The organism is Caulobacter sp. FG7 (assembly GCF_057808875.1).
On the sequence record NZ_JBMDIW010000003.1, the window covers coordinates 147,311 to 165,890 of the forward strand.

The 18,580-nt window shown below is 65.8% G+C and carries 14 protein-coding genes; 7 read left to right on the forward strand and 7 right to left on the reverse strand.

The features are described from left to right. Positions 1-787: 787 nt before the first annotated feature. On the forward strand, positions 788-2,428 hold the full coding sequence (gene pgm, locus ACODR1_RS03830; protein WP_488879264.1) for a phosphoglucomutase (alpha-D-glucose-1,6-bisphosphate-dependent): 1,641 nt from the start codon (positions 788-790) through the stop codon (positions 2,426-2,428). Positions 2,429-2,490: 62 nt separating this feature from the next. Here pgm and ACODR1_RS03835 read toward each other — a convergent pair whose 3' ends face one another. Together ACODR1_RS03835 and ACODR1_RS03840 are read right to left on the reverse strand one after the other, a co-directional pair. Further along, positions 2,491-2,844: a GFA family protein gene (locus ACODR1_RS03835; RefSeq protein WP_116490127.1), complete on the reverse strand. Its 354-nt coding sequence runs from the start codon at positions 2,842-2,844 to the stop codon at positions 2,491-2,493. 909 nt (positions 2,845-3,753) lie between these two features. Beyond that, a complete protein-coding gene (locus tag ACODR1_RS03840) occupies positions 3,754-4,023 on the reverse strand; it encodes a hypothetical protein (RefSeq protein WP_133149158.1) in 270 nt (89 codons plus the stop codon). Positions 4,024-4,503: 480 nt separating this feature from the next. Between ACODR1_RS03840 and ACODR1_RS03845 the strand changes: the two genes are divergently transcribed. The 4 genes from ACODR1_RS03845 to ACODR1_RS03860 are packed head-to-tail and all read left to right on the forward strand — an operon-like array spanning position 4,504 to position 10,490. Further along, the gene (locus ACODR1_RS03845; RefSeq protein ID WP_488879337.1) at positions 4,504-7,875 is read left to right on the forward strand and encodes a response regulator; all 3,372 of its coding nucleotides are present in this window, start codon (positions 4,504-4,506) and stop codon (positions 7,873-7,875) included. Positions 7,876-7,882: 7 nt separating this feature from the next. After that, the gene (locus ACODR1_RS03850; RefSeq protein ID WP_101716252.1) at positions 7,883-8,707 is read left to right on the forward strand and encodes a CheR family methyltransferase; all 825 of its coding nucleotides are present in this window, start codon (positions 7,883-7,885) and stop codon (positions 8,705-8,707) included. Beyond that, positions 8,704-9,282, forward strand: coding sequence for a chemotaxis protein CheB (locus tag ACODR1_RS03855; protein ID WP_116490130.1), 579 nt, complete (start codon positions 8,704-8,706; stop codon positions 9,280-9,282). Before ACODR1_RS03850 ends, ACODR1_RS03855 begins: the two co-directional genes overlap by 4 nt. Further along, a complete protein-coding gene (locus tag ACODR1_RS03860) occupies positions 9,279-10,490 on the forward strand; it encodes a hybrid sensor histidine kinase/response regulator (protein ID WP_116570185.1) in 1,212 nt (403 codons plus the stop codon). The genes ACODR1_RS03855 and ACODR1_RS03860 overlap by 4 nt, the downstream gene beginning before the upstream one ends. Here the strand turns inward: ACODR1_RS03860 and ACODR1_RS03865 are convergent. The 4 genes from ACODR1_RS03865 to ACODR1_RS03880 all read right to left on the reverse strand — a co-directional run bounded on the left by ACODR1_RS03865 (position 10,487) and on the right by ACODR1_RS03880 (position 13,530). Next, positions 10,487-10,786 (reverse strand): hypothetical protein, encoded by a 300-nt coding sequence (locus tag ACODR1_RS03865; RefSeq protein ID WP_488879265.1) that lies wholly within the window; start codon positions 10,784-10,786, stop codon positions 10,487-10,489. The genes ACODR1_RS03860 and ACODR1_RS03865 overlap by 4 nt on opposite strands. 557 nt (positions 10,787-11,343) lie before the next feature. Then, on the reverse strand, positions 11,344-11,886 hold the full coding sequence (locus ACODR1_RS03870) for a hypothetical protein (RefSeq protein WP_116490133.1): 543 nt from the start codon (positions 11,884-11,886) through the stop codon (positions 11,344-11,346). Between the two features lie 55 nt (positions 11,887-11,941). After that, the gene (locus ACODR1_RS03875; protein ID WP_116490134.1) at positions 11,942-12,772 is read right to left on the reverse strand and encodes an NAD(P)H-hydrate dehydratase; all 831 of its coding nucleotides are present in this window, start codon (positions 12,770-12,772) and stop codon (positions 11,942-11,944) included. Beyond that, positions 12,769-13,530 carry a histidine phosphatase family protein gene (locus ACODR1_RS03880; protein ID WP_116490135.1) on the reverse strand — a complete coding sequence of 254 codons (762 nt, stop codon included), beginning with the start codon at positions 13,528-13,530 and terminating at the stop codon, positions 12,769-12,771. Before ACODR1_RS03880 ends, ACODR1_RS03875 begins: the two co-directional genes overlap by 4 nt. Positions 13,531-14,074: 544 nt before the next feature. Between ACODR1_RS03880 and ACODR1_RS03885 the strand changes: the two genes are divergently transcribed. Next, positions 14,075-14,446 carry a helix-turn-helix domain-containing protein gene (locus ACODR1_RS03885; protein ID WP_116490136.1) on the forward strand — a complete coding sequence of 124 codons (372 nt, stop codon included), beginning with the start codon at positions 14,075-14,077 and terminating at the stop codon, positions 14,444-14,446. Positions 14,447-14,682: 236 nt separating this feature from the next. Here the strand turns inward: ACODR1_RS03885 and ACODR1_RS03890 are convergent, their stop codons facing one another. Further along, on the reverse strand, positions 14,683-14,991 hold the full coding sequence (locus tag ACODR1_RS03890) for a response regulator (protein ID WP_488879266.1): 309 nt from the start codon (positions 14,989-14,991) through the stop codon (positions 14,683-14,685). A 657-nt stretch (positions 14,992-15,648) separates the two neighbouring features. Between ACODR1_RS03890 and ACODR1_RS03895 the strand changes: the two genes are divergently transcribed. Further along, positions 15,649-18,315, forward strand: coding sequence for a TonB-dependent receptor plug domain-containing protein (locus ACODR1_RS03895; protein WP_488879267.1), 2,667 nt, complete (start codon positions 15,649-15,651; stop codon positions 18,313-18,315). Positions 18,316-18,580 lie beyond the last annotated feature (265 nt).

The window sequence follows — 18,580 nt, forward strand, 5'->3', positions numbered from 1 at the left end:
GCGCTGTTTCAGGCGCGACCTGACGATAGGAGCGGTCCTATATCTCGCCGCGGCCCCGGAATTCGACAAGCTCGGCGCTGGCGAACGCCACCACGAGGTCATGACCTCGATAGATCGCCACCAAGCCCGGCGCATTGCGGAAAAGCTCGACGAACCGGGCGTCCTCCTCGGCCTTGCGGCGGGCGGCCCCATCACGTTCGGCCAGCAGCTGCCGGCTGATCGCTCTTTAGGCCTCGTGACTACGACAACCAGCAGGCCCGAGGCCGCGTAGAGACAAAGCGCCGAGAGTTCGCCTGACGAGACATGGGCAAGATCGCCCGGGCTCGGCATCATCAACATCCAGACCCCGACCAGTCCGGTCGCAAGGGCGCTTAGGCCGCCCACGCGGCCCAAGACCAGACAACTCAGGAGGATCGTAGGGAAGAGAAGCGCAAAGCGCGCTCCGCCGGGCCAGACCCGCTCGGTCAGAGTATGCAGCCAGAGCGCCAGAAGCGCCGCTAGAGCGCCGCCGATCAGTCGCACCGCCCAGGGCAGATCGCGACTGGCCAGGCGCGTGAAGGCCTCGAGCTTGAAAATGGCAGACCCCGTCTAAACATTGACCGCGTCGCTGAACGCCAGCTTGGCCACAACGTTCCGCCAGACTTTAACTGCCTTTTGCGCAGCGACAGCTGCCTTCGATTGGAGCGGCGAACTTCACGCCGCCAGATACGAAAGCGTCGGCGGCCCCTTTGCAGGAACCTATCCGAAGCCAGCGCATATTAGCCGCCAGTCATTTTCGGGGACATCCATGCACGAACACGCTGGGCGCCGCGCGCGCGCCGAGGACCTGACCGACGTAGACGCCCTGGTCCGCGCCTACGCCGATCGGCAGCCGGACATGAGCGACGTCGGCCAGCGGGTCGCCTTCGGCACCTCGGGACACCGCGGCTCCAGCGCCGACGGCGCCTTCAACGAAGGCCACGTCCTGGCGATCACCCAGGCCATCGTCGAGCATCGCGCCGCCCAGGGGATCAACGGGCCGGTGTTCGTCGGCCGCGACACCCACGCCCTCTCCGAGCCGGCCTGGCGCTCGGTCCTCGAGGTGCTGGCCGGCAACGGCGTCGAGGCCCTGATCGACGCGGCCGACGGCTTCACGCCGACTCCGGCCGTCTCGCACGCCATCCTGACCCACAACCGCGCCCACCCCGGCCAGGCCGACGGCATTCTGCTGACCCCGTCGCACAACCCGCCGCGCGACGGGGGCATCAAGTACAACCCGCCATCCGGCGGTCCCGCCGGCGGCGAGATCACCTCGGCCGTCGCAGCCCGGGCCAACCAACTTCTCGAAGGCGGGCTGCGCGACGTCCGCCGCGTTCCGTTCGAGCGCGCCAAGGCGGCGGCCAAGGGCCATGACTTCCTCGGCCGCTACATCGACGACCTGCCCTCCATCCTCGACCTGGACGCCATCCGCTCGGCCGGCGTGAAGATCGGGGCCGATCCCCTGGGCGGGGCGAGCGTCGCCTACTGGGGCGAGATCGCCGACCGCCATCGGCTGGACCTGACCGTGGTCAACGACAAGGTCGATCCGCAGTGGGCCTTCATGCCGCTCGACAGCGACGGCAAGATCCGCATGGACTGCTCGTCGCCCTGCGCCATGGCCAACCTGATCGAGATGATGAAGGGCCAGACGCGGTTCGACGTCGCCGTCGGCAACGACGCCGACGCCGACCGCCACGGCATCGTCACGCCGGACGGCGGCCTGATGAACCCCAACCACTATCTGGCGGTCGCCATCGCTTACCTCTTCGCCCACCGTCCGCAGTGGGACGCTGGCGTCGCCGTCGGAAAGACCCTGGTGTCCTCCTCGATGATCGACCGGGTCGTGGCGGGGCTCGGCCGCCGCCTGCTGGAGACGCCGGTCGGGTTCAAGCACTTCGTTCCTGGCCTGCTGGACGGGTCGGTCGGGTTCGGCGGCGAGGAGTCGGCCGGCGCGGCGTTCCTGCGCAAGGACGGCTCGGTCTGGACGACCGACAAGGACGGCATCCTGCTGTCGCTGCTGGCGGCGGAGATCCAGGCCGTCACGGGCAAGAGCGCCAGCCAGCTCTATGCCGGCCTGGCCGAGCAGTACGGCGCGCCCTCCTACGCCCGCATCGACGCCCCGGCCGATCGTCGGCAAAAGGCCCGCCTAGCCGCGCTCAGCCCGTCGGACGTGTCGGCCCAGGTCCTGGCCGACGAGACGATCACCAGCGTCCTGACCGCCGCCCCGGGCAACGGCGAGGCGATCGGGGGCCTCAAGGTCACCACCGGCAACGCGTGGTTCGCCGCCCGCCCCTCCGGCACCGAGGACGTCTACAAGATCTATGCGGAATCGTTCCTGGGTCCCGACCACCTGAAGGCCGTGCAGACCGAGGCCCGCGACCTGGTCGGCAAGGCGCTCGCCACGACCTAGCGCTTCCCGCACGCTCATGCGTAACCCGTCCGAAGCACGGGCGCCGGGGCGGCGGCGATCGTTCAGTCTCCCTGCCTGCTGGCTTCAGACTGCGGAACCCACAGCGGCTCCAGCCAAGGCTCCCGATGTCTGGTCCAGCTCTCATACTGCGGAACAAAGACGCCGGCCTCGTCGAAGCGGCCAAGGGATACTTCGTACTCGCGCGTTTCGTCCGCGCCGGCGTTCTCGGCGAAGACTCTGGAACCGCAGCGTGGGCAGAAGTAGCGGACATAGCCGGGCGAACTCGACCAACCGACAACATCACCCTCGATGGTGACCTGGCTTGGGGCGAACACGACAAAAAGGTTGAACGCCGATGCATGGGCCTTGCGGCAGGTCAACCGCGCGGCAAGGCTCTCCAGCTCATCTTCGTTCAAGGCTTATCCAGGTTTCGCGCCAAGTCGCCTCCTTCTCTATCGCCTTTGCCGCCCGGGAGACAACGCAAGGCGCGGCTTTGCCCGCTCGTCCCATCCAGGCGCCGCCTCGGCGTTGACCGCCTTCACGGCCATGAAACCGATCCGGCGAGCATGTCCGCCGTGGCCGCCCCGGCTAAACCCTCGTCGCCCGCCAGCAGGACGGTCGCACCGCCGCCAGAGGCCGCGATCGGTCCTCGCGAACCGGAACGCCTCGCGAATGGCGCCTCGCGGCCGACGGGGCCAGAGCGCCACTTTCGCTTCCCCCCTTGGTGACGATCTTGGCCCAAAGTCGGGCCCTTCCAACGGAGGCGTCCACTCGATCGGGCCCGCGCGGCTTCAAACCGTCATAGAGCGGAAAGGCGCGAACGATTGGGAACAAGCGCTACCGTTCAGGGTTTGATCCTACGTCAAATCACCTTTGACGATCCGCCGCTCTGTTCCCCCTTCGGGGCGGCGTCAGCAGGCAGGACGCACGATCCGCCAGGAGCGACCGTCCTCCTCTGTACTGGGCTCTGGCGCATGCACGTTGTCGCTGGAGCCCATATCTTCCGGCAGGAGCTATTGCGCCAACGAGCCCGCCGGTTCGTCCTTGCAGACTTCCACTCTGCGGTCAGCGTGAGCTTCCAGCGCGCCGAGCGGCCTTCAACGCCGCCAGGTAGGCGCGAACTCGTGAGACGTTCACGCCCATCAGTGGACTCCAGTACGCAGCGGACCGGTCGTTCATCTCTACCTCGTAACCAGCATGTTTTTTCCTCTTCGAAGGAAGTCTCAGCAATGACTGGCGTTCCCTCTTGCGGATGAGCGCTCGCCGCCCACGATCTCTATCCATGGCGAAGCCGCGCCCCTTTTGGGCCGGCCATCTCGCGGCGCTCAGGCAGCCTGGGCTGTATTTTCAGGCTCGATGAGCGACACGCCGCCGGCCGCCACGCACCAGCGTCCGACCAATCGCTCCAACCGGTCATAAACCCATACTTCTCCGGCCCCATGCATGGCGTGCGCCTGCCGGGCCAGCGCCATCGCACGACGCTCGGCCTGACCACCGCTTTCAAAGCATGTGACTTCACCGCTGTCGGCGTTCGACAGGCGCCACCCGCTGTCGGGATTGGGCTGAACGATGAAAACGCCGAGTGCGCCGCGCATGAGGTCCTCGAAAGAATGGCCAGCGCCAATCGGCGCAGTACTGAGCCGCCCAAACGTCGCTCGCCTCGAACCCGTTCCTGGTGCGTTGATCCTCACTCCCCCTCCCGGTTGGAGGCCGAACCAGTGGTGAAGCCTTGGCGCCTTCGTGCGGCGTCCGGAAGCGGTTCGAAAGGGATATCGCCGCGCCGCCAACCAGGCCCGATTGGCGGTGAGGTTCTCTCGACGATTTTATTTCACCTGTGCGATGGGAACCTTTGCCTTAGCATCGCATTTGCACGCCAGCGTTCGCCGGGGGAAAAGATGAATTTCGTACGATCGTCATCATAGGCGTTGATCGCCCGCGATTTCCCGGCGCGCCCAAGCGACTTTTCCCTCCCCTTTTCATTTCTTGCGCGCGGTTGGCGTGCCTGGCGTTCGAGTTCAATGCCCCAGAACACTTTTCGTCGCGCCGGATCGCGGGCCGACGTAGATCTTTGGACCATGCTAGGCATGGTCCTGGTTTTGGCCTTCTTCCTGATCAGCGGGTCGATCGCCTTCCGGAACATCCAGGTGCTGCGCAACAACAACCAGATGATCCTGCACTCGCATCAGGTGCTGATCGCGCTGGATGATCTGCTGTCGACCGCGCAAGACGCCGAAACCGGGCAACGCGGCTATCTCCTAACCGGCAACGACCGCTATCTGGAACCTTACCAGAGCGCGGTCACGGCCGCCGGCTCACGCATTGAGGCGGCCAGATCGCTGACCACAGACAACCCCGTCCAGCAGGCCAATATTCGCCAGTTGGAGCGGCACATCGACGCCAAGCTCGCCGAACTGGACGAGACGATCAAACTACGCCGGGTGAACGCCCAGGCCGCCATGGCGGTCGTGGCCACCGATCGCGGCAAGACGGAGATGGACGCCATACGCAGCCAACTCGACGTCATGCGGCGCGAGGAGGACCGGCTGCGCGACCTGCGCCTGGCCGAGATGGACCAGGCCTATCGTACGGCGACGGCAAGCGGCGTGCTGTCGGGACTGCTGGGCGCGATCCTGACCATCGCCGTCTTCGTCTTGGTGCGCCGGGCCGCATCGGCCCGCGCGCGCGAAGACTGGCTCCAGTCCGGCCAGGTGGGCCTTTCCGAGGCGATGATGGGCGACAAGTCGGTCGAAGGCTTGTCCGAGGCCATACTCGCGTTTCTGTCTGACTATCTTGGCTTCCAGGCCGGGGCGCTGTTCAAGGGTGAGAACGGGTCCTTCTACCGCGCCGCCGCCCTGGGCCTTCCAGCAGACGCTCATTCTCCGCTGCGGTTCGACCTCAAGGAAGGTCTGCTCGGCAAGGTCGCCGCCGAGGGCCGCTCGACGATCGTTCGCGACGTCCCTGACGGCTACATGACGATCGGTTCGGCGCTCGGCCATGACAAGCCGCGCCACCTCGTGCTGGTGCCGACCCATGCCGACGAGACGGTGAACGCCGTCCTCGAGCTGGGCTTCCTGCATCCGGTCGACGAGCGGGTGCTTCATCTGCTCGATCAGGCGGCCGCCTCGATCGGCATCGCCCTGCGTTCGGCCCGCTACCGCGCAGAGCTTCAGAACGCCCTGGAGGAAACCCAGCGACAGTCGGAGGAACTGCAGGTCCAGAGCGAGGAGCTTCGCGTCTCCAACGAGGAGCTGGAAGAGCAGAGCCGGGCGCTGAAGGAAAGCCAGGTGCGTCTGGAACAGCAGCAGGTCGAGCTTGAGCAGACCAACAGCCAACTGGAGGAACAGGCCCAGACCCTGGAACACCAGAAGGATGCCCTGGAGCGCACCAGCGAGGAGATCACGCTCAAGGCGCGTGAGCTCGAACGCGCCAGCCAGTACAAATCTGATTTCCTGGCCAATATGAGCCATGAACTACGCACGCCGCTCAATTCCATGCTTATCCTCTCGGGCCTGTTGAAGGACAACCCGGACGGCAACCTCACGGAAAAGCAGGTCGGTTTTGCTCAGACCATCGTTTCCTCGGGAAATGATCTCTTGGTGCTGATCAATGACATTCTTGATCTGTCCAAGATCGAGGCGGGCCACGTCGAGGTGTTGGCCGAGCCCCTGTCCCTCCAGCGCCTGAGCTCGGATCTGAGTGGACTCTTCCACCCCATGGCTGAAGATCGCGGACTGGGCTTTGAGATAGATCTCTCCCCGCAGACGCCGCATACGATCCACACCGACCGCCAGCGCCTTGAGCAGATCCTCAAGAACCTGCTCTCGAACGCCTTCAAGTTCACCCAGACGGGCGGCGTGCGTCTGGCCATAGCGCCCAACCTGGCGGGCGGACTGTCATTCAGGGTCGAGGACACCGGGATCGGCGTCCCGCCCGAACACCAGGAGAGCATTTTCGAGGCTTTCCGGCAGGCCGACGGCACCATCAGCCGGCGCTATGGCGGCACCGGTCTGGGCCTTTCCATCTCGCGCGAGCTGGCGCGCCTGCTTGGCGGCGCCATCACCCTGGAGAGCCGCCCCGGCGAGGGCAGCATCTTCACGCTCAGCATCCCACTGGCCTACGATCCTTCGCAAGTCTCGCCCCGCCAGGCGCTGGTCGCGGCGCAGGACCCAGCGCCTGACCTGTCTTCGTCCACGCCCATGCAGAAGGCCAACCTGCCAGCCGCCAGCGTTGAGGACGATCGCGACCGTCTCAGCAGCGCCCGCCGCGTCCTGTTGGTGATCGAAGACGACGCCGCCTTCGCCGCCATCGTTCGCGACCTGTCGCGCGAGATCGGTTTCCAAGCCCTGGTGGCGGGAACGGCCGATGAAGCGCTGAAACTGGCCCGACAGTTCAAACCCAGCGCCGTCGTGCTCGACGTCGGCCTGCCCGATGAATCCGGCCTGATGGTGCTCGATCGGTTGAAACGTGACGACGCCACCCGCCACATCCCGATCCATGTTGTTTCGGCCAACGACCATGCCCAGACCGCATTGTCGCTGGGCGCTATAGGCTACATGGTCAAACCGGTTCGCCGGGAGGATCTGACGGAAGTCCTCCACGGCCTGCAGGCCAAGCTTTCCAGCGCCGTCAAACGCGTGCTGGTCGTCGAGGATGACGTAACTCAACGCGAGGCCGTGCGGCATCTGCTGTCGGCGGGCGACGTCGAGACGGTGGGCGTCGGTACGGCCGCCGAGTGCCTTGAGGCGCTACGCGCCCAGACCTTCGACTGCATGGTGCTGGACCTGTCGCTGCCGGACGCCTCGGGCTACTCGCTCCTGGAAACACTGAGCCAGGACAGTGAGCGCGCCTTTCCTCCGGTGATCGTCTACACCGGCCATGACCTGTCGGCCGACGACGAGCAGCGGCTGCGCCGCTACTCCAGTTCGATCATCATCAAGGGCGCCAAGTCGCCCGAACGGCTGCTCGACGAGGTGTCGCTGTTCCTGCACCAGGTTGTTTCGGAATTGCCGCCCGAGCAGCAGAAGATGATTCAGAAGGCGCGCAACCGCGACGCGATGCTCGAAGGGCGTCGGATCCTCATCGTCGAGGACGACATCCGCAACGTCTACTCGCTGACCAACCTGCTCGAACCCAGAGGCGCGATCATCCAGATCGCCCGCAACGGCCAGGAGGCCATAGAGGCCTTGGACCGCGCCTCGCAGGACTCGTCTGCGGCGGTCGATCTGGTCTTGATGGACGTGATGATGCCGGTCATGGACGGCCTGTCGGCAACCCGCCAGATCCGCCAGGATCCTCGCTGGCGCAAGCTGCCGATCCTTATGCTGACCGCCAAGGCCATGCCCGACGACCAGGAGCGCTGCATCGCCGCCGGCGGCAGCGACTACATGGCCAAGCCCATCGACGTGGACAAGCTGCTCTCGCTGGTCCGGGTCTGGATGCCGAGATAGTCTTGCCGTGCCCGAAGACATCGTCGACCTCGAAATCCAGCTGCTGCTGGAAGCGCTCTATCAGCGTTACCATTACGACTTTCGCCACTACGCCAGGGCGTCGTTGAAACGACGCCTGACGCAGGCGCGTGACCAGCTGGGCTTTCCCACGCTCTCGGCGCTTCAGGATCGCCTGCTTCACGACGCGGCGTTCCTGCCGCGCCTGCTCGACTACCTGACCGTGCAGGTCAGCGAGATGTTCAGGGACCCGTCCTATTTCCGCGCCTTGCGAGAGAACGTCGTGCCGCACCTGCGCACCTATCCGTCGTTGAAGGTGTGGGTCGCCGGCTGCAGCAACGGCGAGGAGCTCTATTCGATGGCGATCCTGTTCCGCGAGGAAGGCCTTTACGATCGCACGCTGTTCTATGCGACCGACATCAATCCCGAAGCCCTGGCGGCCGCGGAGGCTGGTGTCTATCCGCTCGACCGTGTCCGCAAGTTCACCCAGAACCACCAGCAGTCGGGTGGGCGTTCGTCGCTGTCGGACTACTACACCGCCGACTACGGCCGAGCGGCCTTCGACAAGAGTCTGCGCGAACGGGTGGTGTTTTCCGACCACAGTCTGGTGACCGACGCGGTCTTTGGCGAGATGCACCTGATCTCCTGCCGCAACGTGATGATCTATTTCGATCGCCCCTTGCAGGACCGTGCGATCGGCCTTTTTCACGACTCCCTCGCCCGCAAGGGCTTCCTGGGCCTGGGCTCGAAGGAAAGCCTGCGCTTTTCCGCCCACGCCGAGGCCTTTGCGGCCTTCACGCCGAGCGAGAAGATCTATCAAAGGCGCGATCTATGAGCGCGTCGCCCCCCAGGGTCGTCGTCATCGGCGCCTCGGCCGGTGCGGTGCAGGCGCTGATGGCGATCCTGCCCCCCCTTCCCCACGACTATCGGCTGCCGATCCTCGTGGTCGTGCACGTCCCGCCCGATCGCGACAATGTCCTGGCGCCTTTGCTCGAGGCCAAATGCCGCCTGACGGTCAAGGAGGCCGAGGACAAGGAGCCGATAGCCGGCGGCGTGGTCTATCTGGCGCCGCCGGACTATCACCTGCTGGTCGAGACCAACGGCGCCCTGGCCCTGTCGGCCGACGCGCCCGTGAACTTCTCCCGCCCCTCGATCGACATCCTGTTCGAAAGCGCCGCCGACGTCTTCTCCGACGGTCTGGTGGGCGTGGTGCTCACCGGCGCCAATCAGGATGGCGCGGCGGGCCTGCGCGCGGTGGCCAAGGCCGGCGGCGCGGCGATCGTGGAAAATCCGGCCAGCGCCCAGGCGTCGGCCATGCCGCAAGCCGCGCTCGCAGCCACGCCGACCGCAGCCGTCATGTCCCTTGATGCGATCGCATCCTACCTCCTGAGTTTGGGAACCGAGCGATGATCGCCGATCCGCCGATCAACTTCCTCCTGGTCGATGATCTGGACGAAAACCTCCTGGCGCTAGAAGCCTTGCTTCAACGCGACGGGCTCCACTGTCTGAAGGCGCGCTCGGGCGAAGAGGCGCTGGAGCTGCTGCTGGTCCACGACGTGGCCCTGGCCCTGCTCGACGTGCAGATGCCCGGCATGGACGGTTTCGAGCTCGCCGAGTTCATGCGCGGCAGCGAACGGGCCCGCCATATCCCGATCATCTTTCTCACCGCTGGCGCAGCCAACCTTCAACGCCGCTTTCGGGGCTATGAGGCCGGGGCCGTGGACTTCATCCAAAAGCCCATCGAGCCCACCATTCTTCGCAGCAAGGCCGAGGTGTTCTTCGATCTATACCAGCAGCGCCAGCAGATCGAGCGCCAGCGCGACGAGCTGGAGGCGCTGGCCCAAGCCCTGCGGCGCGCCGACCGTCACAAGGACAATTTTCTAGCTGTGCTAGCGCATGAGCTGCGCAATCCGGTCGCCGCCCTTGGCGGGGGCCTGCACCTGCTCAAGAAGGACATTCCAGCCGAGCGCGCCAAGGACATCCGTATCCGTATGGACAGGATGCTGGCGCACCTTTCCCATCTGATCGACGATCTGCTCGATGTCTCTCGCGTCAGCCAGGGCAAGATTTCGCTCAAGAAGGAGCAGGTCGAACTCGGCGATGTGCTGAAATCCGCGATCGAGGCCAGCCAGCATCATATCGACGCGGCCGGCCACGTGTTCGTCACCGATCTGCCGCCAGGCGAGATCTGGCTCGACGCCGATCACACCAGGCTGGCCCAGATCGTGGCCAACCTCCTCAACAACGCCGCCAAGTACACGCCGCCGGGCGGAACCATCACCCTGTCGGCGCGGCCGATGGAAGAGAACGTGGAGATTCGTATCGCCGACACCGGCGTCGGCGTGCCGCGAGAGATGCAGGCCAGAATCTTCGAGATCTTCGCCCAGGTCGAGGATCACCTGACAAAGGCCCAGGGCGGTCTTGGCATCGGCCTGGCGCTGGTTCGTCAGCTTGTCGCCCTGCACGGCGGTACGATCAGTGTCGAAAGCGCCGGCGAGAACCTCGGCAGCACGTTTACCGTGACGCTACCAGTCCTTCGGATCTCGAGCCCACCAAGCACTGAGCCCGCCGCGACTGTCGGTCTAACACCCCACCCCGGAAGCGACGCCGAAATCTAGGACCGAGTGCTGACCCGCGCGCGGACGTAAACGGTGCGAGGACCGCGCAGCAGCAAGCCGAGCAGAACGCCTAAGCCGATGGCGGCCGTAAAGGCCAAGGCGGGCTTGTCGCGCACCTTGCTCTCGATCAGGCGCAGCCCGTCCTGGACGTGCTCACGGCCGCCCTCGTAGAGCTCCTCGGCGCCGCCCTTCAGGCTTCCATAGGCGTCCTTGGCGTGAGCGCCGGCTTCCTCGAACTTGCCCCTGGCCTTGGCGCGGTGGCGGGCGTCCAGCGAAAGCGGTCCGGTATCGGTCATGAGGCTCTCCCAGCTCTGGCGTGAACAACGCCGCCACCTGTCAGCGGCGCGGCTGCAACTGACAACCTTGCAAGAGCGCCGACGTTCCAACAGGGGGGCGGCGGCCACGCCGCCGAGGACGCGTCGGTCCTGCAAAGCTCCGCCCGGCTCGCGCCATGAGGCGGCCGGCCCCTGCAACGCGGCTGCCTGTTGGCCTTGGAGCAGCGAAGCGATCACTGAGCGCCTGCCCAAAGGCAAGGCCTGCCGGAGCCTCCAGCCAAGGCGAGCGTTGGCAGGAAGAGAGCGCCAGAGAAGTCGCCATGACCAATTGCCGTCCTTCGACATCCAGCCAGACCCCGACCGAAGTTCCGCCCATGCCGACCAGGCCGGAGTTCGACGATCCCGTCATGCCGCTCGCAGAACCGCGCCCCGCCCCGCCAATGCCGGCTCCAGGCGACGGTCGAGCGTACGACACTCCGCCCCGGACCGATGACAAGAGCTCGCCCGAGCGAACCGGCGAGGTGAAGGCGCCAGCCTCCAAGGCCGCGCCCAAGACCACGGCCCGCAGGGCCTCCTGATCACGCCTCGCCGCCTGAGGCCTCATAGGCTCGCCTGGCCTCGACCACGCCCTTCTCGGCCTTTGCCCGGTCCTGGCGCCATCGTCTGCGAGAGGCTTTATCCTCGGCGTCCAGGGCCTCGCGGCGGCGCCGGATGTCAGCCTCCTCCTCCGCCCGTCGCTGATTGACCGCCGCCAGCGCCCTTTCGGCCTTCGCCAACGCCGAGCGATCGGGCCTTGGCTGCACCGCTGGCCCCTTCGTCTCGGCCACGACCTTGAGCCTCGGCGGCCCAGGCGCCGCAGGCGCCCTGGGCAGGGCCGGCTCGAGGCTGAACGCATCGCGGGAGCCGATGGCGCGGCGTAGCGGAACGCCAGGATTGGCCAGGGCCGCATCGGCGTTGGCCTCATCCTTGCTCACCCTGGCCCGCCCTTCGGCGAACAGATTCTGGCGAACGCCCCAAGCGGCCAGGGCGGCGGCTTGGTTGGGCGCAGCGACGATCGTGTCGAAAAAGCCGATCTGGGCGGCGTACACCTTCAGCTTCCGGGCCGGCGGGGCTTTGGCCATGATGTCTCACCACCCCGCGCGGCGCACATCGCACATCCGTGCTGGCGGCGAACGCTCAGACATGGAGCAGCCGTGGTATCTCGGCGGCGATCTCTCGCGCCAGGAAGCCCAAGGCGCCGACCCGCTCAGCCAGGCGCCTGCCTGCCTCCCCATGCAGATAGACCCCCCAGGCTGCGGCTTGGAAGGGATCAACGCCCCGCGCCAGCACCCCGGCGATCACCCCCGCCAACACGTCCCCCGATCCGGAGATCCCAAGGCCCGCGCCGCCGCCGGCGTAGTACGCCAATCGTGCTTGCGGCGTGGCGATCACGGTTCTGGCCCCCTTCATCACGACCACCGCCGAAAACCGGCGCGCAGCCTCCTTAGCGGCGCTGGCCGGGTCGGCCTCGACCTCAGCCTTTTCCGTTTCCAGCAGCGTGGCCATCTCCCCAGCATGCGGGGTCAGTATACGTACATCGGGGCCTGGACAGGCCGCCGCCGCCAGACCGCCGGCGTCCAAGACCAACGGTGAACGCACATGCAGGCATAGCGCCTTGGCCAAGCGCCCTAGGTCCGCCTCCATGCCAGGACCGATCAGGACGGCGTCAGCTTGGCCAAGGGCCTGGAACAGCGCGTCATCGGCCTCCTCATCGCGCGGCAAGCCCAGGACACGCGCCTCGGGCACAATCAGGCTCATCATGGCGACCGCCTCGGCGGGCGCTGTCAGTTGCAGCTTACCGGCTCCGGCGCGTAGAGCCGCCTCGCCGGCGAGACGACCAGCGCCGAGGAGCGCCACGCCGCCCCCGACCACGAGCACCCTGCCGCGGGCCTCCTTGCCCCCCTCCCCTGGATGCGGCAGCCGGTGGTCCCTGGCCCAAGCAGCGTCTATCGTGATCGGCGGGCTCATCTGGCCGCCACATTGGCGTCGGGCGCGGCGGTGACCGCCGTCTCGCCTTCCAGCGGCGCGGTGAAGTTATAGCGCACCAGCCGCAGCCCCCCGTCGGCGCCCTGATCGGGGTCGAAGCGATACTCGGTGACGCCGCAGTTGGCGATGTCGGCCAGGCGATCGATCTTAAGGATTTCGTCCTCGGTCAGGCTTTCCAGAAGATAGCGTAGACAAAGGACGACGACCTGATGGGCGACGATGAGGACTCGGTCCCCGGCGTGGTGCAGGCTGATGGTGTCCAGCAGACTGCGCAGGCGCAGGATCACGTCGCACCAGCTCTCACCGCCGGGCGGCCGGTGATAGAACTTGCCGAGAAGACGACGAAATTCCGCCTGTTCCGGGAACCTGGCCTCGATGCCGATCCGGGTCAGCCGGTCGAGCACGCCAAACTCCTTCTCGCGCAGACGCTCGTCGATGCAGAACCGCTGGTCGGGGCGCTCAAGACCGCCGGCCGTCCTGATCGCCTCACCGGTTTGGACGGCCCGTCGGTAGGGAGAGGCCATCATGGTGCGAGGACGCTGGCTGGCGGGCATGGCGGCGAACCAGCCGCCCAGAGCCTGCGCCTGGTGGTGACCAAGCGGGCTCAGCGGCACGTCCATATCGCGATCGGCAATATCGATGAGGCCAAGCCCGGCGGCGTCCGCGGCGTCTCGCGCGACATTTCCGGCGCTCTGGCCATGGCGGACGATCCAGAGCACGGCGGGCCAACGTTTTTCCATGTCCGAACAACTCTTCAGGCCCCGTGCGGTTCGCCTGACACGCCTATCCCCCGCCCGTCTTGAGCAACACTCGGCGTATCGGCTCCGTCCCTTGAACGCGCGAAGGCGCCCCGGCTGGACCGGGGCGCAGCGGCGCTCAAGCCTAGGGGCGAGCGGTCCAGGACGAGCCTGGTATCTAGATGCTGGAGCGGCCTGACGCTGACCGGCGTCAGGCCATCACTGTTTCGACAAGCTGCAAGAAGGTCGGGCGATTGATGTGTGATCAGCCTCGGCGACAGTCGCTTCCAGACGGAAAGACGATCGAAAATCGCAGTGCATTTCGTCAGGCATGACAACGCCCTCCGCTGTTGGCTCGTTCACACCGCCAAGGCCGTTTCTGCTCCAGCGGATGCTTGAAAAGACTACGCCCCAGAGCGGCGGTTGTTCCGTACGCGAACCGATCGCTATCGCCCCGGGTGGAAAGCCCAAGGCCTGGAGGTCGACGCCCCTAGCGCCTTGATCGTGGACCGACTTTCCTGGCCAATGACGCAACCACGGAGGGCGTATGAAGGAGCTTGCGGCCAAGCCGGCCCTGGACCGGCACATCGGCGCCTTGCTGCGCGGTCATCGGCGCGCCAAGGAGATCTCGCAGCATGATCTGGCCGCCACGGTCGGCCTGACCTTTCAGCAGATCCAGAAGTACGAGTGCGGCGAAAACAGGATCAGCGCTTCAAAGCTGGTCCAGATGGCCCGCGTTCTGGACGTTCCCATCACAGCCTTCTTCGCTGGCCTGGAGACCCCTCATGGCGACGACCTGCTGGCGCGGTTCTGCCAACTCGACGGTGCGACCGGTTTCATGCACGCGGCGCTGCGCATGCCGCCCGCCGTGCGGGCGGAAATCTTCCGGCTGGCCGGATCCTGGGCCGACGCCCCTTAGGGCCGGGCCAAGGGGGGAGTTGCGCGTTCCTGTTACGTTCGGGTGATGCTAGGATGGGCGGATGGGCGCTCAAGCTCAAACGCGCGACGAAAAGGCGACGCTTCTGGTCCAGGCAGCCAACTGCCAGATGCGTCCGATGGATAAAGAGAACTGAACGCGTGAGCGGCCAATGCCTCTGCGTGTCCCATTGAAATCCTGTCTCCGGGGCTGTGCTCACGATTCCTGGCTGGATAGCGTCACCAATTGTGCTTTCGCATTATCCACCTCAGCACCCACATATTTACCGGCTTTCGAACGACGGGAACGCCTTGGAGAGCATCGGGAAACACTTCCAGGTCGCCGCCTGCGGCGAGCACATAGGGTATTGCGCGCTGGGTCAGGGTGCAGGCCAAAGGCAGTAGCGTCTGGACGTCCAAGTTGGCGTCCAACACCGCCCCATCGATTGGCCCTCTTTCGATCATGGTCATGGCTTCAGAGAGCTGGGCTACTGGTCCAACGGCCTGGTTGCCGAAAGCCACAAGCGCGTTCGCGAGTTCTTGCGCCAAGATACAGTCGCCTTCGACCACCAAGATTCGAAAAGGCGCTCGTGGTGGAACCAAGCGTTGCCTCTCACGGCTTTGGCGATCGAGAGCAGCCAGTTGCACACACCACCGAGCGTACCGCCGCAGGGGCCTCTAAAGCTTTCGCTTGCTGCTTTTGCGCATCACGCTGGGCTCAGCCCGACCAGCAGACCATTTTCTCCCACCCTTCTCAACTAGAAGAAGAGACCGCCTCCACGTCTTCAGCCCGAAACACGCTGGGGCTGGCCCTACACGTCGGCGCCAAGCCGCGCGCCCGGTCGCCGCACGCTCAAGCCTCATGCCTCATCAAATCCAAGGTCGCGCCCGGGGGGGGCGGTCATCGAAAAGCGCCCGTCTACACAGTCGACGATCTCGCCCAATGCTCGGGCGCCGCAATCATGATCATCGCGCTGCAAAAAATCTCGGCGGGCGCCGCCCAAAGGGGCGCCCGCACGTCGGAAAACGCCGTTACGACAACATGACGGCAAGGTCTGTTGCGAAAGCGACAGAGCTGAAGAAATGTTTCATCGGCGAAATTCGATGAATGTGTCGCCCGCACTCTAGTACCCAACAATAAAAATGATCCCGGGAAGCCCTACGGAGAAAGCAAACGCGCGCGTGTAGCGCCGCGAGGGGATATGCATGACTAAGTGCTCACGTAATATTCTGCTTTCTGGAATTTCAGCTCTTTCTCTCTCCTTTGCTTGTGTCGGTCTGGCCAACGCCGCCGAAGCGCCGCCCGCACCGGCCGAGCCGACCGCGACCGAGGTCGACACCGTCATCGTCCTGGGCACGCGCAGAACCGACCGCTCGGTCGTGGACTCGCCGTCTCCGATCGATGTCTTCGGCGGCGAGGAACTGGCCCGCCAGCCGGCCGCCGACATGCTGGACGTGGTCAAAAACCTCGTTCCGTCGTTCTACGTGCCCCAGAACACCATCTCCGACGCATCGACCTTCGTGCGCGCGCCGTCCCTGCGCGGCCTCGGCGCCGACCAGGTGCTCGTGATGATCAACGGCAAGCGCTACAACCGCTCGGCGCTGGTCCAGGTCGTCACCGGCGGTGACACAGCGCTGTCACTGGGCGCCCAGGCCGTCGACCTGTCGATGATCCCGTCGATCGCGGTGAAGAACCTGCAGATCCTGCGCGACGGCGCGACCGCCCAGTACGGCTCGGACGCCATCGGCGGCGTCATCAACTACGGCCTGCGCGACGCCGACAGCGGCTTCGAGGCCCAGGCGCGCTATGGCCAGACCTACGCCGGCGACGGCGACAGCTACCAGTTCGCGGTCAACGGCGGCTTCAAGCTGTTCGACGCCGGCTTCGTCAACGTGTCGGCCGAGTACTTCGACGACGGCCAGACCAGCCGCGGCGCCACCCGGCCCATCGCGGCCGTGTTCGCGGCCAACAATCCCACGCTCGCCAACCAGCTGCCCAACTATCCGGGCCCGGCGCAGATATGGGGCTCGTCGCCGACCAACGGCTACAAGGTGTTCGTCAACTCCGCCTATGACGTGGGCGAGAACACAAGCATCTACCTGACGGCCAATGTCGGGCATCGCGAGGCCGACCAGAGCTTCAACTATCGCTCGCCGATCTCGGCGCCGACGCCGCTGGCGGTCAACAACGGCACTGGCGCGCCGGCCACGGGCTCGCCCGGGCGCAACGGCGCCTTCGCGCCGATCTATCTGACGCCTTGCCCGGTCGGCAACGCCACCTGCCCGACGGGCGGTTTCGTCAAGGACGGCAACGTCTTCAACTTCACGTCTATCTATCCGGCCGGCTTCACCCCGCGCTTCCAGGGCGAGGTCGAGCAGTTCTACGGCACGATGGGCGTCAAGGGTAAGGCCGACAGCGGCCTGACCTACGATCTGTCGGCGACCGTGGCGAAGAACTCGCTCGATCTGGCGATGACCCATTCGCTGAACGCCTCCTTCGGCCCGACCAGCCAGAAGGAATTCAAGTTCGGCAAGCTGATCCAGCGCGAAACCAACCTTAACCTCGACCTGACCTATCCGCTTGAGGTCGGGTTCGCGAGCCCCGTCACCCTGTCGGGCGGCGCCGAGTTCCGGCACGAGGAATATGAAGCCACGGCTGGCGACCTGCAGTCCTACGCCGCGGGTCCCTATGCGGTGCAGCCGCTGTACGTGCAGGTCTCGCCCGGCGTCTACACCCGCTCGATCGTGAACGGAAATCCCGAGACGGCCTCCCAGTCGCCCGGCGCCAGCGGCTACGGCGGCACCAGCCCGGCTTCGGCCAAGACCTCGACCCAGAGCAACTACGGCGTCTATCTGGGCGCCGAGACCGACGTCACCGAGGCCTTCACGGTGGGCGTGGCCGGGCGTTACGAGGACTACGACACCTTCGGCGACACCTTCGTGGGCAAGGTCAACGGCCTCTACGAGTTCTCCGACATGTTCTCGGTGCGCGGCACCGTGGGCACCGGCTTCCACGCCCCGTCGCCCGGGCAGAGCAACACCGAGATCCTGACGACGGCGTTCGCCCCCGGCGGCGAGCAGGTGCAGACCGGCACCTATCCGGTGACCAGCGCCATCGCGCAGTACTTCGGCGCCAAGACCCTGACGCCTGAAAAGTCGACCAACTACGGCGTCGGGTTCATCTTCAACCCGATCAGCAACTTCACGCTCACCGTCGACGGCTACTTCATCAAGGTGAAGGACCGCATCAGCATCACCAGCACCTTCGACGTCGATGCCGCCGACATCGTCGCCCAACCAGCGCTGGCCGCGGTCGGCGTCGGCGGCGCGGTGGCCTATTTCACCAACGGCTTCGACACCGAGACCAAGGGCGTCGACGCGGTCGCCAGCTATCGCACCGAGCTGCTGGACAACCCGCTGAGCCTCACGCTCGCCTACAGCTACAACAAGAGCGAGGTCACCAAGTTCGATCCCATCGCCATCGGCGACGACCGGATCTACGACATCGAGAACATCACGCCCAAGCACCGGGCCAACGCCTCGGCCAGCTACGAGGTCGCCGGCTTTACGATCAACGCCCGCGGCAACTACTACAGCAGCTGGAGCACCAACCAGGACTATCCGGGCCAGAAGTTCGGCACGAAGGTCACCGCCGACCTCGACGTCAGCTACACGGTCGCGGAGAAGTACACCCTGACCGTCGGCGCCAACAATCTGTTCGACGAGTACCCGGACAAGCTGGCCCCGACCACGGCCAACCCGATCTACGCGATCACCGGCAGCACGGCCGACGGCCAGATCTATCCGCGCTCGGGCGGTCCGTTCGGCATGAACGGCGGCTTCTGGTACGCGCGCCTGAAGGTGAAGTACTAGGCCCTCACACGGCCTTGTCGCCTCCTCGCGAGACGGCGGCGAATTGGGAAACGGCCAGGGCCTTCCTGGCCGTTTTTCCATCCAGCCCGACTACATCGCCACTGGGCGCCTAATCCGCACGAAGCCGCCTCAATCGCTCGTCATCCGCAGCCGCGACGTTGCAGCCACCGGAAAGGACGATGTCGGCGACGCACGCAAAGCCCACCGCGACGTCCCGCAACCCTCGCCGTCAGCGCCTTCCGCCCCGTCACCAAGCGCTCATCCA

Bases quoted from the DNA above. Each gene is read 5' to 3' on its own strand.
- pgm (WP_488879264.1), top strand. From the start codon at position 788: ATGCACGAACACGCTGGGCGCCGCGCGCGCGCCGAGGACCTGACCGAC.
- ACODR1_RS03840 (WP_133149158.1), bottom strand. From the start codon at position 4,023: ATGCGCGGCGCACTCGGCGTTTTCATCGTTCAGCCCAATCCCGACAGC.
- ACODR1_RS03845 (WP_488879337.1), top strand. From the start codon at position 4,504: ATGCTAGGCATGGTCCTGGTTTTGGCCTTCTTCCTGATCAGCGGGTCG.
- ACODR1_RS03855 (WP_116490130.1), top strand. From the start codon at position 8,704: ATGAGCGCGTCGCCCCCCAGGGTCGTCGTCATCGGCGCCTCGGCCGGT.
- ACODR1_RS03860 (WP_116570185.1), top strand. From the start codon at position 9,279: ATGATCGCCGATCCGCCGATCAACTTCCTCCTGGTCGATGATCTGGAC.
- ACODR1_RS03865 (WP_488879265.1), bottom strand. From the start codon at position 10,786: ATGACCGATACCGGACCGCTTTCGCTGGACGCCCGCCACCGCGCCAAG.
- ACODR1_RS03870 (WP_116490133.1), bottom strand. From the start codon at position 11,886: ATGGCCAAAGCCCCGCCGGCCCGGAAGCTGAAGGTGTACGCCGCCCAG.
- ACODR1_RS03875 (WP_116490134.1), bottom strand. From the start codon at position 12,772: ATGAGCCCGCCGATCACGATAGACGCTGCTTGGGCCAGGGACCACCGG.
- ACODR1_RS03880 (WP_116490135.1), bottom strand. From the start codon at position 13,530: ATGGAAAAACGTTGGCCCGCCGTGCTCTGGATCGTCCGCCATGGCCAG.
- ACODR1_RS03885 (WP_116490136.1), top strand. From the start codon at position 14,075: ATGAAGGAGCTTGCGGCCAAGCCGGCCCTGGACCGGCACATCGGCGCC.
- ACODR1_RS03895 (WP_488879267.1), top strand. From the start codon at position 15,649: ATGACTAAGTGCTCACGTAATATTCTGCTTTCTGGAATTTCAGCTCTT.